19 protein-coding genes are annotated in these 15566 nt (G+C 43.0%); 1 reads left to right on the top strand and 18 read right to left on the bottom strand.

Features of this window, described 5'->3' with window-relative positions; translation table 11 throughout:
* Positions 1-24: 24 nt before the first annotated feature.
* Positions 25-240, bottom strand: coding sequence for a hypothetical protein (locus A8805_RS09805; protein ID WP_002594687.1), 216 nt, complete (start codon positions 238-240; stop codon positions 25-27).
* Between the two features lie 155 nt (positions 241-395).
* Complete coding sequence (locus A8805_RS09810) at positions 396-731, bottom strand: helix-turn-helix domain-containing protein (RefSeq protein ID WP_002594686.1); 336 nt, start codon at positions 729-731, stop codon at positions 396-398.
* A 226-nt stretch (positions 732-957) separates the two neighbouring features.
* Between A8805_RS09810 and A8805_RS09815 the strand changes: the two genes are divergently transcribed.
* Positions 958-1410 carry a hypothetical protein gene (locus A8805_RS09815; protein WP_109710604.1) on the top strand — a complete coding sequence of 151 codons (453 nt, stop codon included), beginning with the start codon at positions 958-960 and terminating at the stop codon, positions 1408-1410.
* A gap of 64 nt (positions 1411-1474) precedes the next feature.
* On the opposite strand, the gene A8805_RS09820 is transcribed toward A8805_RS09815, so the two are convergent.
* The 16 genes from A8805_RS09820 to A8805_RS09895 form a co-directional block, all read right to left on the bottom strand.
* Positions 1475-3178, bottom strand: a complete 1704-nt coding sequence (locus A8805_RS09820; protein ID WP_109710607.1) for a lysozyme family protein — start codon at positions 3176-3178, stop codon at positions 1475-1477.
* 39 nt (positions 3179-3217) lie between these two features.
* The gene (gene srtB / locus A8805_RS09825; protein ID WP_109710610.1) at positions 3218-3985 is read right to left on the bottom strand and encodes a class B sortase; all 768 of its coding nucleotides are present in this window, start codon (positions 3983-3985) and stop codon (positions 3218-3220) included.
* A gap of 6 nt (positions 3986-3991) precedes the next feature.
* Positions 3992-4393, bottom strand: a complete 402-nt coding sequence (locus A8805_RS09830; RefSeq protein ID WP_002594682.1) for a DUF6075 family protein — start codon at positions 4391-4393, stop codon at positions 3992-3994.
* A gap of 13 nt (positions 4394-4406) precedes the next feature.
* Entirely contained in the window at positions 4407-6737 is a 2331-nt protein-coding gene (locus A8805_RS09835; RefSeq protein ID WP_055062744.1) for a VirB4-like conjugal transfer ATPase, CD1110 family, read from the bottom strand.
* Positions 6730-7095 carry a PrgI family protein gene (locus tag A8805_RS09840; RefSeq protein WP_109710612.1) on the bottom strand — a complete coding sequence of 122 codons (366 nt, stop codon included), beginning with the start codon at positions 7093-7095 and terminating at the stop codon, positions 6730-6732. The genes A8805_RS09835 and A8805_RS09840 overlap by 8 nt, the downstream gene beginning before the upstream one ends.
* Positions 7096-7230: 135 nt before the next feature.
* Entirely contained in the window at positions 7231-8067 is an 837-nt protein-coding gene (locus A8805_RS09845; RefSeq protein WP_002594677.1) for a hypothetical protein, read from the bottom strand.
* 73 nt (positions 8068-8140) lie between these two features.
* Positions 8141-8503, bottom strand: a complete 363-nt coding sequence (locus tag A8805_RS09850) for a glutamyl-tRNA amidotransferase (RefSeq protein ID WP_109710615.1) — start codon at positions 8501-8503, stop codon at positions 8141-8143.
* 19 nt (positions 8504-8522) lie between these two features.
* The gene (locus A8805_RS09855) at positions 8523-10331 is read right to left on the bottom strand and encodes a VirD4-like conjugal transfer protein, CD1115 family (protein WP_109710618.1); all 1809 of its coding nucleotides are present in this window, start codon (positions 10329-10331) and stop codon (positions 8523-8525) included.
* Complete coding sequence (locus tag A8805_RS09860; RefSeq protein ID WP_008789327.1) at positions 10318-10521, bottom strand: hypothetical protein; 204 nt, start codon at positions 10519-10521, stop codon at positions 10318-10320. Before A8805_RS09860 ends, A8805_RS09855 begins: the two co-directional genes overlap by 14 nt.
* A 12-nt stretch (positions 10522-10533) precedes the next feature.
* The gene (locus A8805_RS09865) at positions 10534-11418 is read right to left on the bottom strand and encodes an LtrC-like protein (protein ID WP_109710621.1); all 885 of its coding nucleotides are present in this window, start codon (positions 11416-11418) and stop codon (positions 10534-10536) included.
* A 6-nt stretch (positions 11419-11424) separates the two neighbouring features.
* Positions 11425-12219 carry a PcfB family protein gene (locus A8805_RS09870; protein ID WP_109710623.1) on the bottom strand — a complete coding sequence of 265 codons (795 nt, stop codon included), beginning with the start codon at positions 12217-12219 and terminating at the stop codon, positions 11425-11427.
* Positions 12203-13588, bottom strand: coding sequence for a relaxase/mobilization nuclease domain-containing protein (locus A8805_RS09875; protein ID WP_109710625.1), 1386 nt, complete (start codon positions 13586-13588; stop codon positions 12203-12205). Before A8805_RS09875 ends, A8805_RS09870 begins: the two co-directional genes overlap by 17 nt.
* On the bottom strand, positions 13579-13920 hold the full coding sequence (locus tag A8805_RS09880; protein ID WP_002594670.1) for a plasmid mobilization protein: 342 nt from the start codon (positions 13918-13920) through the stop codon (positions 13579-13581). The genes A8805_RS09875 and A8805_RS09880 overlap by 10 nt, the downstream gene beginning before the upstream one ends.
* The gene (locus A8805_RS09885) at positions 13883-14041 is read right to left on the bottom strand and encodes a DUF3789 domain-containing protein (protein WP_109710627.1); all 159 of its coding nucleotides are present in this window, start codon (positions 14039-14041) and stop codon (positions 13883-13885) included. The genes A8805_RS09880 and A8805_RS09885 overlap by 38 nt, the downstream gene beginning before the upstream one ends.
* 135 nt (positions 14042-14176) lie before the next feature.
* The gene (locus tag A8805_RS09890; protein WP_109710631.1) at positions 14177-14596 is read right to left on the bottom strand and encodes a DUF3846 domain-containing protein; all 420 of its coding nucleotides are present in this window, start codon (positions 14594-14596) and stop codon (positions 14177-14179) included.
* Positions 14593-15555: a DUF3991 and toprim domain-containing protein gene (locus A8805_RS09895; protein WP_109710634.1), complete on the bottom strand. Its 963-nt coding sequence runs from the start codon at positions 15553-15555 to the stop codon at positions 14593-14595. Before A8805_RS09895 ends, A8805_RS09890 begins: the two co-directional genes overlap by 4 nt.
* Positions 15556-15566: the final 11 nt, after the last annotated feature.

Here is a 15566-nt window from a genome sequence, read left to right on the forward strand (position 1 = left end):
ATAAAAAAGAGATGCCGAAGCACCTCAATTATACATTCTATTATTAACATTCAATGCAATCATTGCTATGACCTTTTCTATCGGCGGCTCTTTTCCGTCCGGTGCAACTGCTTTCCAAAAAGCGATTGCTTCCGGTTCGGCACTTTTCATTGCTTCCCGAATTGCAAACTGCATTTCCTCTTTTACTGCTTTTTCGGTTGTTCCATTTTCTTTCGCTATTTGTCTGAAAATGTCGTTCACTTCTACTTCCTCCTATGTCTATTAGTATGTGTCTATCACTGACAGTTGTTGTTATAGCATATTTGCTCTGTCGAAGTCCCGAAAAATTTGTCGATAGCAGAAATTTTTTATACTGAAAAAAAGAAAGCTCGTCGATTAGGACGAACTTCTGTGTTTTATGGAAGTATTTGCTTTGACTGCTTCACAAGTGTATCTATGACTTCATAAATTCTGTTTCTATCTTCAGGAGCAAGTTTTTCAAGCTTCTCATTCAGCATAGAGTTCTTGACCGTATATCCCGTTTCCAGGACATCTGTAAGAACCATATCCGATGATACACCTAAAGCATTTACTATCTTTATGAAAGTTTCGAGTGACGGAATTTTCTCTCCACGCTCAACCATCCCAATATAATTTGTTGTCAAATCTGTTTTCTCAGCCAAATCTTCTTGGCGTAATTTCCTCGCAAGTCGGAACTTTCTTATATTCTTGCCGATTGTATCGAGCTTCATCACATCACCTCCCTCAGTGTGTTTTCATAACTAATAGTATAGGTTAAGTCAATTTCAAATCACACGCACCCAAAGGAAGTCAAACCAACTATTAGTGATGATTCCCAACTATTTTTATGTTATACTATAAAAGTAGTAATTCACGATTGTTAATGGCGAAAGACAAATCACAACCCAAGAGCCAAGTTAAACAATCTCCATAGAATAAACTTAGGGGTAAAAAGGAATGGACGAACAAAAGATAATATTCAGTAATCGGTTTGAAAAAGAGAAATTTGAGGATTACAAAACAGATTTGCGAACTGGCAACGCAATCACTCCCGACTTTACGGAAGCTGATGATTTTTTGAAATTTATACAGAAGAACCGCAAAAGTGTTCCAAGTAAAGAGCGAATTGCTGACAAGGACAAATTCATCAAGACCGTTTACGAACTATCCAATAGCTTTGAAATTGACGCTGACCTGATAGAATTTGCCGAGGGATATATCGCCAACATCTATGTAGATTATACCTGCTACACTGGATATATCAAGAAGCTGTTAGCAATTCTTTTTATCCTTGCCGATGATATTTCCTTTTTAGACGGCAGTAAAGAAAATGCCGATATGCTTTTCAGCTTCACTTATCACACACACCATATTTTCCTGAATAACAGAGAAACAACCGATTTCTCATAATGTACCCGATGGCTACTCAACTGAGCAGCCATCTTTTCGATTTTCCAGACACTGTCTGGAATTTTTAATATGCCGGAATACCGTATCCATAGATATTGCTGCTTCCGACTGTGTACTGTCTTTGCTTGCAGGCGTCGCCTGAGTTGCCCTCTACGGTATAAACTGTACCATTCTCACACTTCTCTACGATACCAACGTGGTCTGTTGTACCGTCGCCCTCCCAATCGAAGAAAATAATATCTCCCGTCTTTGGTTCATAAGTGCGGTTTTGCCATTTCCCGTTTGACTTAAACCAGTTTGCACCGTCTACGCAACCTGCAAATTTAGGAACAAGTCCGCTTTCAATATACCCGCATTGGTCAGCACACCAAGATACGAAGCAGGCACACCATTCCACTCGGCTGTCAAAACCGTACCAACTCCAGTAAGGTTGTCCTCCCTGATTGCCTAGCTGCGTCAAAGCAACCTCAACAATCGCCTGATTACCTCCAGCAGTAAAAGCACGCCCATACGGATAGTACCTCAGAACGTGAGCGACATACTGCGTATCTCCATAACTGCTCCATCCAAGTCTGGAAGCCTGCATTGTCGAAAATTCTACTGCATTGGCATAGGAATATCCACCATAATTGGTTTTTGCCCAAGAAATATACCCATTACCGAAGTTGTAGCCTTGCAGGGCAAGTTTGATATGCTCCATATCTATCGGACTTTCCACTTCTGCCGAAGTAAGAGCCGCTTTCAATTCCTGAACACCACACTGGATAGAATACTCAGGGTCTTTAATTCCATTAGGTTCGTGCGGATACTTCGTATTGAAACTTCCTTCTGCTGCCTGCATAGGGTCAAGTCCTCTGCCGCCGCTTTCCTGCATCATAACCGCCTTGATAAGTTCTACATACTCAGGAATGCCGTACTCTTTGGCATATTTCTGTATGATGGGTTCGTAGGCTTCTACCTCTGCACTTACTGGAGTATAGGAATTACTGTCACTCCCTCCTCCGAACATTGCTACGGCAGCACCAAACAACACGACAATCATAATAATCAGCACCGCTATCCAACCGCCTGCTGCGATTGCTGCTACAAGTGCTTTTGTCCCTGCAATAATCGCTTTGACTGTCGCAACAGTAGCTTTCGCTGTGGCTTTGACGGTATCTGCTGTGGCTTTCGCCGCTTTCTTTGCCGTCTGAGCCGCTTTCTGTGTTGCTTTGGCTGTTGTTTTTGCTGTTTTCTGTGCTATAATGGCAGCTTCTTTTGTGGTCTTAATAGAAGTCTTTGCCGTTTGTTCTGCGGTCTTAACAGACCTTTGAACAGTATTGGTTGCACCTTTCGATATGGTCTTGACTGTCGTATTTCCTGCCGACCTTGCAGACTGTTTAATTGTTTTCTCCGTACGCTCCAGAGTTCGGATGCTCTGTTTTCCGACAGGATTGACCGATTGTTTTTGAAGCTGCTTCTCTGCACGCTTGGTCTTGAAATTCTCAATTCCCGTTTTGGCTTTCTGATAATTCTGTCTTGTTTCACGCACACCCCATCTGCCGACTTTATCCGCACGATATGCGGTTTCGTGAACAGCCCTATCCGTTGCCGCTTCGATTTTATCGGAAGCATATTCCTCTGCGGAATTTTCCGAAGCATTGGTAGAATGTTCTGCCTTATCTTTCGTCATCACATAGGCTTTCTTCATTCGCTCCGTGGCAACTGCTGCCTTTTTTATGGTCTTGATTGTACCTTTGCTTGTATCTCTTGTTTTTATATCAGCCATCGGTTTCCTCCTTTCTCGAAAAATAATAGAGAGTGGGGTTTAATCCACTCTCTTAGCGACAACAACAAGCCTGCCATTGTTTCTTGAATATTCACAAGTAGAAAGAGAAATCAGCTTGTCGCCATACTCTACCGATACTCCGGTATCATACAGAGAAAGTTCCTTGCACTTGGCAACATACGCATCAAACTCTGCCGCATTTTCTGCGTCCGTAAACTCATAATACTTAAAGCTGTCGGAGCTGTTTGTATAAACAACCGTCTTAAAGACTGCAATCACTTCATACTGGTGTCTGTCCGTCAGTGTATCAAAAGTAATATCCTTATGTTCTTCCCAAAAGCTTTTATTTCTGTACTTCATCAGTCCCGTAAACATAGAACCGTCATTCATATGGTGTCCGTATATAATGATGTTATCTGAAGGTTTCTGCACATCACAATTTTCCTGCACATATGGACAGCCATAAGCGGAATAGGTCTTATCAAACTTGTGCTTCAGATAGAAGTTCGGCTCATTTACAGACTGCACGACCGGATAATTGATATTGGTATCTTCAACCTTTATCCAACCAACCATATCCTCATTCTGCCGATAGAGTTCAAGATATTCTGCAAGATAGTCCTTATCTTCCGAAAACGTCACGCCCTCATTTTCCTTTGGCGGCTCGTCCTCCACAATCTCCGCAAGGTTATCATAGACTTCATTCTGCTTGGCAGAGTCAATGTGATTACGGATAATAAAGAAGGTGCTTACAGACAACAATACCGTAAGCACCACCGCAATAATAATATAGATTTTTCTGCTCATTTTCTCTTACCTTTCCATATCGTTTCTCTTAGGCGGAGTCAAATCCCTGCAATACTCCGGATACCTCAGCTTGATACCCTCCATAAAATACGGCGCATATCCGCAACAGAACAATTCCTCCGGTGTATAGAGATTTTCCCTGCCTTCTTCCGTAAATCCATTCCAGAGATTAAAGGCAAGGTGGCAGACCTTGACTGTGCCACTTGTCTGCCAACCGCCGTGCATACCTTCCGGTATGATACAGTCCCTCTTGAAATCAAACATCTTTCCGATGTTCATTCTCGTTTCTTCTGAAATCCCCATCACATAGAAAAATGCTCTGTGATAGCAGTCATTGACTTTACACTTATCCAGATTTTCCAATACAAAATCTCTGTGTGCAGCATTGCGAAATTGAATTTTAGACATTATAAATCCCTCCTTATGCTTCGCCCGGCTTGGTCGTCATCAGTTTATAAAGTTTCGTGTTCTTAGGGAATTTGTTTGCAAACGGTACAAGCGAACTTCCCACCTTGATAAGTCCGTGTCCTGCTTCCACATTCGTAATATAGGACATCTGAAGGTCGGAAATATTCAGAAGTTTTGCAAGCTCAAGCCTGTCTGTGGAAGCCTGATTCAGCATAATAATGAACTCTGAGTTTGCAAGCATTGTTCTCGCTGTGTGGCTCTGCAAAAGGTCATCGACATTCTGAGTGATTCCACTTGCGTATGCACCGTATTTTCTCACACGCTTCCACAAGGTAAAGAGGAAGTTTGCAGAGTATTCGTGCTGGAACAGAAGATAAATCTCATCAATAAAGATAAAAGTATTCTTACCCTTTGCACGGTTCTGTGTGATACGGTTCAAAATAGAGTCAAGGACAACAAGCATACCAATCGGCATAAGCTGTTTACCCAAGTCAAGAATGTCATAGCAGATAAGACGGTTATTGGTATCCACATTCGTCTGCTTTGCAAAAGTGTTCAGAGAACCATGCGTAAAAAGCTCAATGGCAAGTGCCAGTTCCTTTGCTTCCGGTTCGTCCTGCTGTAAAAGTTCTGCCCTGAAATCCTGCAAGGTCGGTATATGTCCCTGATAGTCATTCTGCTGATAACTGCGGTACACGCTTGCCGTGCAACGGTCGATGATAGACTTCTGCTTTGCTCCGAGATTTGTTCCGCCGATAAGCTGTTCACAAAGGGACATAATGAACTCAGATTTCAAAATGACAGGGTTTGCACCGTCGCCATAATCTTTATTCATATCCATTGCATTGATGTGATTGTCGGAAGTAGCAGAAATATTGATTACTTCTCCGCCCATCGCATTGACAAGCTGTGAATACTCTCGCTCAGGGTCGATGATGATAATATCTGCGTCCGAAGAAAGCACCTGATTGATGATTTCTCCCTTTGCCGCAAATGACTTACCGCCACCGGATACACCAAGAATAAAAGAATTACCATTCAAAAGCTGCTTACGGTCTGCGATAATCATATTTTTGCTGATAACATTCTGACCGTAATAGATACCGTTCTCGTGGAAAATATCCTGCACCCTGAACGGAATGAATACCGAAAGGCTTTCCGTGGTAAGTGTTCTGAACGCATCAATCTTTCTTGTTCCAAACGGCATTACCGTGTTGAGTCCATCTACCTGCTGAAATCTCAGTGTTGCGAACTGGCAAAGATGTTTTCTTGCCGTGGTAAGCAATGCTTCCGTATCATTCTCAAGCTGTTCCTTACTGTCTGCCGTAATAACCATTGTGATAACAGCAAACATCATTCTCTGGTCACGGGTCGTAAGGTCATCGAGGAACTCTTTCATTTCTTTCTTCTGCTGCTCCATATCATACGGAACGGTTGCAGAGAAGTTATTATTGGCATTCTGCCTACGCTGCCAGTTCGTGATATTGGTTTCCACACCAAGCAAACGGTTCTCTGCTTCTTTTACTGCTTCATCAGTCGGAACGGGAACAATATCAATGGACATCATCAGATTTCTGTTCATATCCGTAAGTTCCGCTACCATACTGTCCTTGATATAGGACGCATATTCACGAAGAAAAAGGACTCTTCCATAACGGTTTCCCATCTTGAAATAGTCCTTTTCAAATTCCATTGTGTCAGGGCAGATATAATCCTTGAAATCGTGTCCCTTTTTTCTTGTTTCCTTAATATCAAAATGGAAAGAGCTTTCCTCTCCCACACGATAAAAGTCGTGAAAAATACGAAGTCTTTCATCTGTTTCCAGTTCCACGCACTTACTTCCAAGTCTGCCGAAGTGAGCAATCAAATCTGCACCGACACGGGCAAAATAAGTTCTTGCGTCCTCCACACTCTTTTTATTGATGGAAATGGTAATATACTTATCCTGAACAATGGAGTTTGCACCCGTTGCCTTATCAAGAAGCATTTTGTTATATTCCTCTCGATACTCGTCCAGATTATCTCCGGTTGTCGGAATCAGAATTGTCTGCTCAAAATCCAGTCTGTTGAGCCGACGGTTATTGATTGTGATTTTTGTCGTTGCACCACTGTCAAGTGAGTTCAGAAGTTCGGAATATTCAAGGAACATCGCTTCCTTATCCTCACGGCTCGCCACTGCATAGTTAATATCCGTAAAGCGGTAGGTCTTTGAATATTTATCCTTTCCCACTTTGAAAATGCCATCATCAAAGATAGCTGCCACGGGAATCACGTCCTGCACCCCTTTCGGTACAACAAATTTTTCTTTATCCTGCTTAAACAGGTTCGTAAGAGTCTTAATCATTTGACTTCAATACCTCCTTCTGCTTCTGTTCAATGCTTGGCTTCATCAGTTCGTAATACACATTGATGGAGTGAAACACCAGCTTCTTCGGCATCAAAAACTCCGATTTTATCCACGCATAGATTGCTTTTTCTGCGGTCATACCGTTGTACTTCACAAAGCCAAGTGCCGCAAACGGGGCAGCACCCAAAATGCACACCCACGATACGGTTTCTGTGCCAACATACGGTCTGAGCAAGAAATACAGTCCTACTGCAACGCCACAAGCGAGAACAGAAAAAATGAACTGTCTGAGCGACAGTCCAAAAAACATTGACTCTGTATAATTTCTGATTTCTCGGTTAATTTTTACTTCCATATCTGTTTCCTTTCCTGCGGTTTCGGTCTTTCTCCCTCACGCATTTATCATTCAGGCAAAAGACTTTGCCTTTCCGTTTACCGCCATAGTAAACACATTTCTTACAATCTCTTTGGTTCATCTCAAAATCTCTCCTTAAAGTCCCATCATCTCTCGGATAATACGGTCAGACATTTTTACTGCACCGACAAGAACAAGCATATTAAATACCAGTTCCCCGATATATGCCCACACCTGCGTAACTGCCGCTGCATCAGGATTCACTACTGGCGGCGAAGAAGCAAATACAGAGAAAATAATACAAGCAAGTACAATGACTGCCCCTTCAAGCAGAACTGCACAATAGCTCTTGATAAAACTCTTGCCGACATTCTGTGTCGGTTCTCCTGCAAATGTGGAAAGCGGTATCGGTGCAAGTGCTGTGTACATATACAACTTAAAAAATCTTCCGTACACCGTCATTATCAGAATAAACGACAGCACCGTAATAAATAATCCTCCGATAAGTGTTACCGCCCACAAAGGGATACTCTCAAAAAATCCGCAATCCTCTATGGTCGTTACCATCTCTGCGGGCAAGGTCGTCTGTTCCGGAGTTCCAAATCCGGCAGCATTCATAATGGTTGAAATTGTCCCTTGCACGATATTAAATAATGCAAGCATAAGCTCCATTCCGTATGTGATAACACCTTTCGCCAGTGCAAAACGAACAAAGAGTTTCAGTGCGTGTTCCGGTTTCTTCACATCTGTAAAACTTCCGCAGGTCTTTACCATACCTATCACAAAAAACAATACAAGCAATGCAAGCCCGATAGCCTGAACTGCACCGTTGATGTCAACGATAACCTTCCAGATATTCCCGCCCTTAAAGTTCTGCGGTGTAGTTGTGATGAGCGTCCATATTTCCGACAGTTTTTCATTCCAAGTTTCAAGGGCATTTTCAAGATTTTGAACTACCCAGTTATCACTCATTCAAAGCACCTCCTTACAATTAAGGGGTGTTCCTTAACTTGGCACACCCCTCGATAACTGTGTAACTCTTATCTTAGCCTGTGATAAGAGTAAGGATTTCTTTCGCAAAAGTGATAATGACACCACCCGCAAGAGTCAGGAAGCCATTGGCTCTCTGAGAAGGGTCGTGAGATTTGAGCGAAAGACCGACCTGCACGATACCAAAGCCAAGCAAAATCATACCGATGGCACGGATAAGTCCGAAGATAAAGTCAGACAGATTGTTGACTACGGTAAGCGGGTCATTCGCTGCAAATGCAGTGGTTGTCATTCCAAGTGCCAACGCACCGACAATGACCATTGTGCAATAAGCACGGAAGCCTTTCCTAACCTTTCCGGTCATAGGCAGTTTCTTTGTTTCCTGAATGTCAGTTGTTTTTTTCTTAAAAATAGTCATAGTTGAATACCTCCAAAATTTAATTTGTTTGATTGTTTATGAACAGAGCTTCCATCTCCTCATCAGAAAGAAGTTCCCAGTTCGTTTCCTCCATTTCCTTTTCAGGAAGTGTTGCAGGGTCAATGTCCCAAATGGCAATCGAAGCAATATCTTTTGTGACTTCTCCGTGCCTATAAGGACTTGCCTTTCCGTCTGTGGTAAGTGCCACATTCGGGTGTTTCATAATGTCATATTTAAAATCCATAATGGGTCTTTCCCCACGGATAAATAAAATAGCGTACTGATTATCGAGCATACGCACCTCATCAGGGGTAAGTAACTCTCTGCCGCTAATCTGATAGTTGGTGGAATAGTTCCCGCTTCTTCCGGTACTTTTTCCGAACGTATTGGTATCTATGGTTTCCTTACCCAACAGCTCCGACACATATTTATGGGTTGACTGCTCATTTCCACCAAGGTAAAGAAATTCATCGCAGTTACCCACAATGCTCTCCCACTGTTTTTCAAACAAGGCTTTAAGCTGTGCCAAGTTCTGTAAGATGATACTTACCGATACCCCACGAGAACGCATAACCGACAGTATCTTGTCGAAGTCGTCCGGCAGTGAAACATTGGCAAATTCGTCCATCATAAAATGAACAGGCATCGGCAGACAGCCACCGTGGATATGGTCGGCTGCATAAAACAACTGCTGAAAGAGCTGTGTGTAAAGAATGGATACCAAGAAGTTGAAACTGGAGTCGTTATCCGGTATCAGTGCAAACAGTGCCACCTTTTTCTCTCCGAGTGACTGTAAATCCAGTTCATCGGCAGAAGTAAGAGCAGCAAGACTCTCCAAGTTGAACTTTTCAAGCCTTGCTGCAAGGGTTATCTGTATGGATTTTAATGTTTTGGAAGAACCGGAATGATAAGAGTGGTAATACTTCAAAGCAATGTGGTCAGGATTATCTATCATCAAATCCGAAAATAGATTATCAAGCGGGGAAGGACTTGGGTCGTCCTCGTCCTCAATCGCCCCGGCTCTTAGCATTTCCATTACCATTGCAAAATTCTGTTCTTCCGGCGGTGCTTCATAGTGCAGATAAAATACAAGTGCAAGCAGAAGCATTGACGCTGCCGTATCCCAAAACGGGTCATTGCTCTGTGAACCTTTCGGAGTGGTACTCTTGAAAAGATTTGTCACAAGTTTCTGCACATCATTGTCATTCTGCAAATAAACAAATGGATTGTAACAATGGCTTTTCTCCATTGAAATCAAATCAAGCACCCGCACTTCGTAACCTTTCTTCTCAAGAAGATGTCCCGTATCTCGCAGGATTTCCCCTTTCGGGTCTAATATCACATAGCTGTTTCTGGCAGCATTCATAATATTAGGCTTTGCATAAAACCTCGTCTTACCTGCACCGGAGCCACCGCACACAAGCGTATTCAGATTTCGTCTGTGTTTCTTTGCATTAAGTCCAATGCACACATTCTGAGTCATCAGCTTATTTTCTGACAGTGGCTTTTGTCGGTACTTTTTATCAATGGCTCTGACATTGCCCCATTTGGCAGAACCGTGTTCTTCTCGTCTGCGGTAATTCTTTCTTGTTGAGAAATAAATCCCGATACCCATTCCATAGCACAAAAGCAAAATGAGGACAGTTTTCAGGCTGTCCCCACATAATTTTATGGAAAATGGATTATCAAAAAGTGTCGCAAGATTGGCTGCTATTTCCGGCAGTCCTCCGCTTATGGAAGGTGCAATCAGAAGTGACAGCCATATGACCGGAACGATACCGACAATGGATAAAATAATGGCAGTCTGCCTGTCATTATCTCGCTTCATCTGAGCGTTTCCTTTCAATTACTTTGAACTTTTTCAATGGGGCATTTCCGACTTTTACAAGCAGGTCGTCTACTGCATCTGCGGACTTGCCTTCCTCCATCAACTTTGTTTTCTCATCGTTTAAGGAGCGAATGACAACACCGTGTTCATAATCGTCCAAAGCAATGTGGTAGAGTTTTTCTTTTTCCATATCTGCCCTCCATTATCTCTCATAGTCCTTTGAACGCTCCTGCTTCTTGCGGAACATTTCATCAGAGATATGACTGTGAATTTCTGCCATTGCATTTCGGGTCTTGGAAAGCTCCGCACGGATTTCTTTCGGCTCTTTGGAAGCCAGTCCCTCCGGAATGCGGTTAATTGCAAAATTCTGTGTATCTACGCCATACTTCTTGCAAATCATATATCCGATACACACTGCCTGAAAGCCCATATCCCTGCGGCTGTAACTTTCGCTGTTGATGGAAAGCTGTGCGTGTCCAAGTTCCTGAGCGACACACTGAGCAACTGCTACGCTGTCGCCCACATTACGCTTCACATACAAGGTCTGCTTTTCATTATTATAGAAAGCTGCCATATTCGGATACGGAAGTTCATCGGTTGCCGCAACCTCCACCGGAGATACATCAAGCATTGTCGTGATAAGTGCTTTCGGGTCACGGTTTGCTGACACTGCCGGAGCTTTTCTTCCATTTGTCTGCGTAACATCAAATACCTTTTTGACATTGTAGGAAATACCCAGAGAGCCATCTGCTCTTGTGTATTCCACTGGTTCAAGGATAGAAATACTCTTTGCCCCTTTGGTAATCTTCACATTGTCCTTACCCCAATCATCAAAATCTTTAAGCTGTGTCGCCTGCGGATACTGACTGTAAATAAGGAGAGCATTTGCTGCGGAATATCTATCCATTCGACTCTGCGTATCAAGAAAGCTCTTGAACTTCTCAGGGTCACTCACAATCTCACGGGCAGCGTCATCAATCATCTGATAGACCTTTTCTTTTTCAGCTCGTTTCTTTTCCGCATACTCCTCTTTGGATAATCTCGGCTGATTGCAGCCAGCCTTTGCGGGTTTGAAATCATTTGTCATAGCAAATTACCTCTCTTTCGTTTTGGGTTTCTTTTTCGGCTGACGGTGTACCGTCTGACCATTTTTCTGCTGCGGCTTCTTGCCGTCTTTCTTAATCTCCGGCTCTTTACGCTCTGCTTCTTTTTGCTGTTTTGCCTGTGCCTTGTAACGGTCAAGTTTCTCTTTGACCGATGGCTTTTCCACTGGCTTTGCAACACCCTTATCAGATTGCATTTCTACCGGCTCTGAGTTTTGCCTTGACAGAGGGCTTTTGTCTGTTTTGGCGACTGAGGGGTTTGCGTTTGCTCGCTCCTCTTTCTGCATTGGATTTCTGACCGCTTCTTCCATAATGATTTCACTCTTGGATTTGGTCGGCTTTTCTTTTTCAACTGCTTCACGGTCTGCGATAGCTTTCTCTGCTTCACTGACAATCGAAGCCTTATCCACCTTGCCAAGTTCAAATCTTTCAACGATACGCTGAATTTTAGAAGCGTCCTCTGCTCTTGCGATAATGTCTACCGGAGCGTTCTCTCCCTTTGTGTTCTTATCTCTGAGGACACAATAAAGAACGCCATAGCGTTTTGCCTGTTCGGTAAACTTCTTCAAATCCTTTTGCGGAATGGAAAAGACTTTCAGCTCCTTGCCTGACTTAATCATATTGGTAAGTCTTGCTTTGCCCTTCGTCTTTTGTTCCTGTTTCAGAACCGATACCAAAAGCAATGCGATATTCTTCGCCGCCGAACCGCTTAATCTTGCAGCAACTTCAAATCCTTCAAGCGAAAGCCTAACGACCTGCTCTGCTGCGTCACCACCGTTGTTCATAGCGTGATTTCTCCTTTCTCTGCTGTTTTTGTTCCTCTGTTTCGATATGCTCAAGGTTTTCTTCCATAACCTTTGACCTCTCCGCAATATCCTCGCAGAGTTTTACTTCCCGTCGGAGTTTTTTCAATTCTCCATTGATAGAAGCGATTTCATCTTTTGCCGCCTGAAGCTGACCATCATCAATATTTGTTCTTATCTTTTTTCGGAGATGTGTTCTTCCGGCAATCAGATTTTTCATCTGCTCCTCTAAGGAAGTCTTATATGAAAAAAGCTGTTCGTCCGTGGAAATATTTTCTCGTCCGAGCAGCCTTACTTCATCAGTAATCTTATCGAGCTTCATCAAATCATCTTTCAAGAGATAATGAAGCCTTGCGTTATTCTGTTTCTTATACCTTGGCAGATAACCGAGTCTGTAACAGTAATACAGATACAGCCCGTAAAGTCCGCCTTTCTTTTTCAGCTTCTGCCCTCTGGTCTGCATACGGTACTGTCTTGGTTTATTAGTTGCCCTCTGGAACGGCTCAATCTCTGCCCATCTGTCACGATTTTCTTTGATACGCTCTACAATCCGGTCATTAGTATAATCTGCTCCGAGATTTTTCAGTCGTATCGGCTTATCGTATCCCTTTGGAATGACTGTCCAGTATTTTCGGCTTGGACTTAGGTTATAGGCATATCCCATTTCCTTGAGAGCAAACTGAAATTCTTTCAGGGTCTTGCTGTGGTCGATAGCATAATCAATGGCTTCTTTTGCAACCGAGTAGCGTGTCGGCATACCTGCCTTTTCTTTCATCGTCAGATAATCCGACTGCTTACTGCGGTTCGGATTCGGGTCATAGTAAAGTCCGTACTTCTCACAAATTCTGTCTGCAACTTTTCGGAATTTGAACCACGCTTTTTCCTCTCCCCACAAATGTTTGCCATCGACAAAAGAAATAGAGTTGATGACAAAATGACAGTGCAGGTGCTTTGTGTTCAGATGGGTTGTCACAACAACCTGAAATCTTTTCCCCCACACTTCATTTGCAAATTCCATTCCGATTTTCTGTGTCATCTCAGGAGATATATCTGTTTCCTTGAAACTCAAATATCCGTGATAGGCTTGGATACCGTCTGTCTTTTGGTACTGCTCCTTAACCGTTATGAATTGGTCACGGGCAATCGCCACATTACAGTTGATACCCTCAACATAAAATTCTCGCTCTGTTTTTTCTTCGTCCTTTGCATAAGCAATAACATCTGCAAGAGCCTGATACTGTTCCGGCGAAAACTCCCTTTTGATTTTCGCAGAAGTCTTTTCGGGATTGGTCGCATAGTCAATGACCTGACCGAGCCTTTCTGTTACCGACCACAACTTTGTTACTGCCATTTCATTTCGCTCTGATTTGGACGAAGATATGTCCTCTCAATCTCTGACTGGAACTTATTCCACTTTGCAGCTTCATTCTTCAGCATAGGTGCGTCAATGAAACCAAGCGTATTGGCTTTGGCAGCAAGCTGATTGATGTTATTACCGATAGAGGAAAGTTCCCTCATCACATCATAGAAGCGGTCATCGGGTTTCTCTTTCGGTTCGTAACCTCTGATAAGCAAACGGATAAGTCCGGCTTCGGAAAGACAAGCCTTCTTTGCCTTTGCTGCCAAATCCTGTGCTTCCTTGCGGTTAAAGCGTACAATCTTCTGAATGTTTCTCTTTCTCATAATCGGTATCTTCCTTTCTCATTACTCTGCAATCTTTGTTAATCTGGAATAAGCACATCATCGTAACGCCAAGACAACTGCCGAGCAGTGTTCCAGCGGCGATAAGTAATAACTCTCTCAAATCAAGTTCTCCTTTCTCACGGGGTATTAGGGGCAACCCCTAACGAGCCTTTTACCGTTTGGGAAACTGTGTTTATCCAAATGGTCTGCTCGCTAAGAATAAACATCTCCTCCGGGTTGCCCCGTTCTCAGTCTACTATCTCTCATAATCCTTTGATTTCGGCTTAAAAGGTTCAGCCACGATATTGCCGCCCACTTCCTTAGAAAAGCGTTCAGGATACTTGAACTGTTCCTTGTATTTCTTCATCATATCGTCCGGCAAGCTCTGAAAACTCTCACTCTCAGGCGGTGCATAACAGATAAAGAATTTGCCGCAGATAATATCTACCATCTCTTTCTTATCATTGTCCTGCACATAAACTGCACGGTTAAGCGGAAGTCCTCTTACCTTTCCTTCCTCATTACAGATGATTGCAACGTCATCGTCATAGGGCATATATTCCTCAATATCCCCGCCGACAACCTCCTGCATTGCTTCCAGACTGTCGTCGATTACAATTTCCTTCGGGTACTTTTCCGGTTCTACCAAGAGAACTTTAATCTTAGAATCATTCATCGTTCTTCATTCCTTTCGTGTGTTTTTTTATTGTAAATTCCCATCCGCATACAAAGAAAATCGTTGAAGTCCTTACCTGCTTTTGGTGGCTCATCAACGATTTCATACTTATCCGGCAGAATGGTTTTTAAGGTCTGTGCTGCCTTTCTGCCCGCTATATCATTGTCAAAATGGATACGGATTTTCCTGACAGATGGGTTACTGCCAAGATACTTTTCCAGTGCAATCGGCACTTTACTGTCCTCAATTTTCTTTGCCGGAGAATACACCCCGGACAGCGAAACAAAGCTCATTTCTTTCCAATCCTGCCCGTTCAGCTTCGCAAGCGTGGCATAGGATAACAGGTCTATGGCACACTCAAAGAGGTGTACTTCCTCCAAGTTTTCCTTACCAAGCCGAAAAGAATAATCTTTTTTACTGCCACTGCAATCGCCCATAATCCTACGCTTATTCGTGGAACGGTAGGCTGCATATTTCGGTTCTTTCTTCTCGTCATAGCCTACAAACACAACATTGTGATACGGCAGACTCTCAAAGATAAGGTCATTGGAAATACAGTAATTGATGATTTCAAAATCTATTCCTCTCCCGAAAAGATACTCTGTAATCACTATGTTGGAAGCACATTTTTCAGGGAGAAGAAGTGGTTTGTTTTCCTCTTTTGGCTGTGGCTTTTCATAGACCGGAGCCTGAATCGCTGTGTGTCCGATAATGGTTTCCACCGCTTCAAGGAAGCTGTAACCTTTGACCTTAATCAGATAATCCAAAGCACTCCTGCCGCCAATACCTCTCGACCACCATATCCATTTCCCGTTTGAAATCTTCAAACTGTCGTGGGTTCTGGTGCAATAGGTGTTACCTGAAAACTTAACCAGCTCATACGGTTCATAATTTCTCAGGTAGGTTAATAAGTCCATCTGCTTCGCCTGAATGATTAACTCAGGTGCGATAAATGGCATATCGACCACCG

Origin of the sequence: Faecalicatena contorta (genome assembly GCF_003149105.1) — a bacterium.
In the GTDB taxonomy this organism is placed as follows: domain Bacteria; phylum Bacillota; class Clostridia; order Lachnospirales; family Lachnospiraceae; genus Muricomes; species Muricomes contortus_C.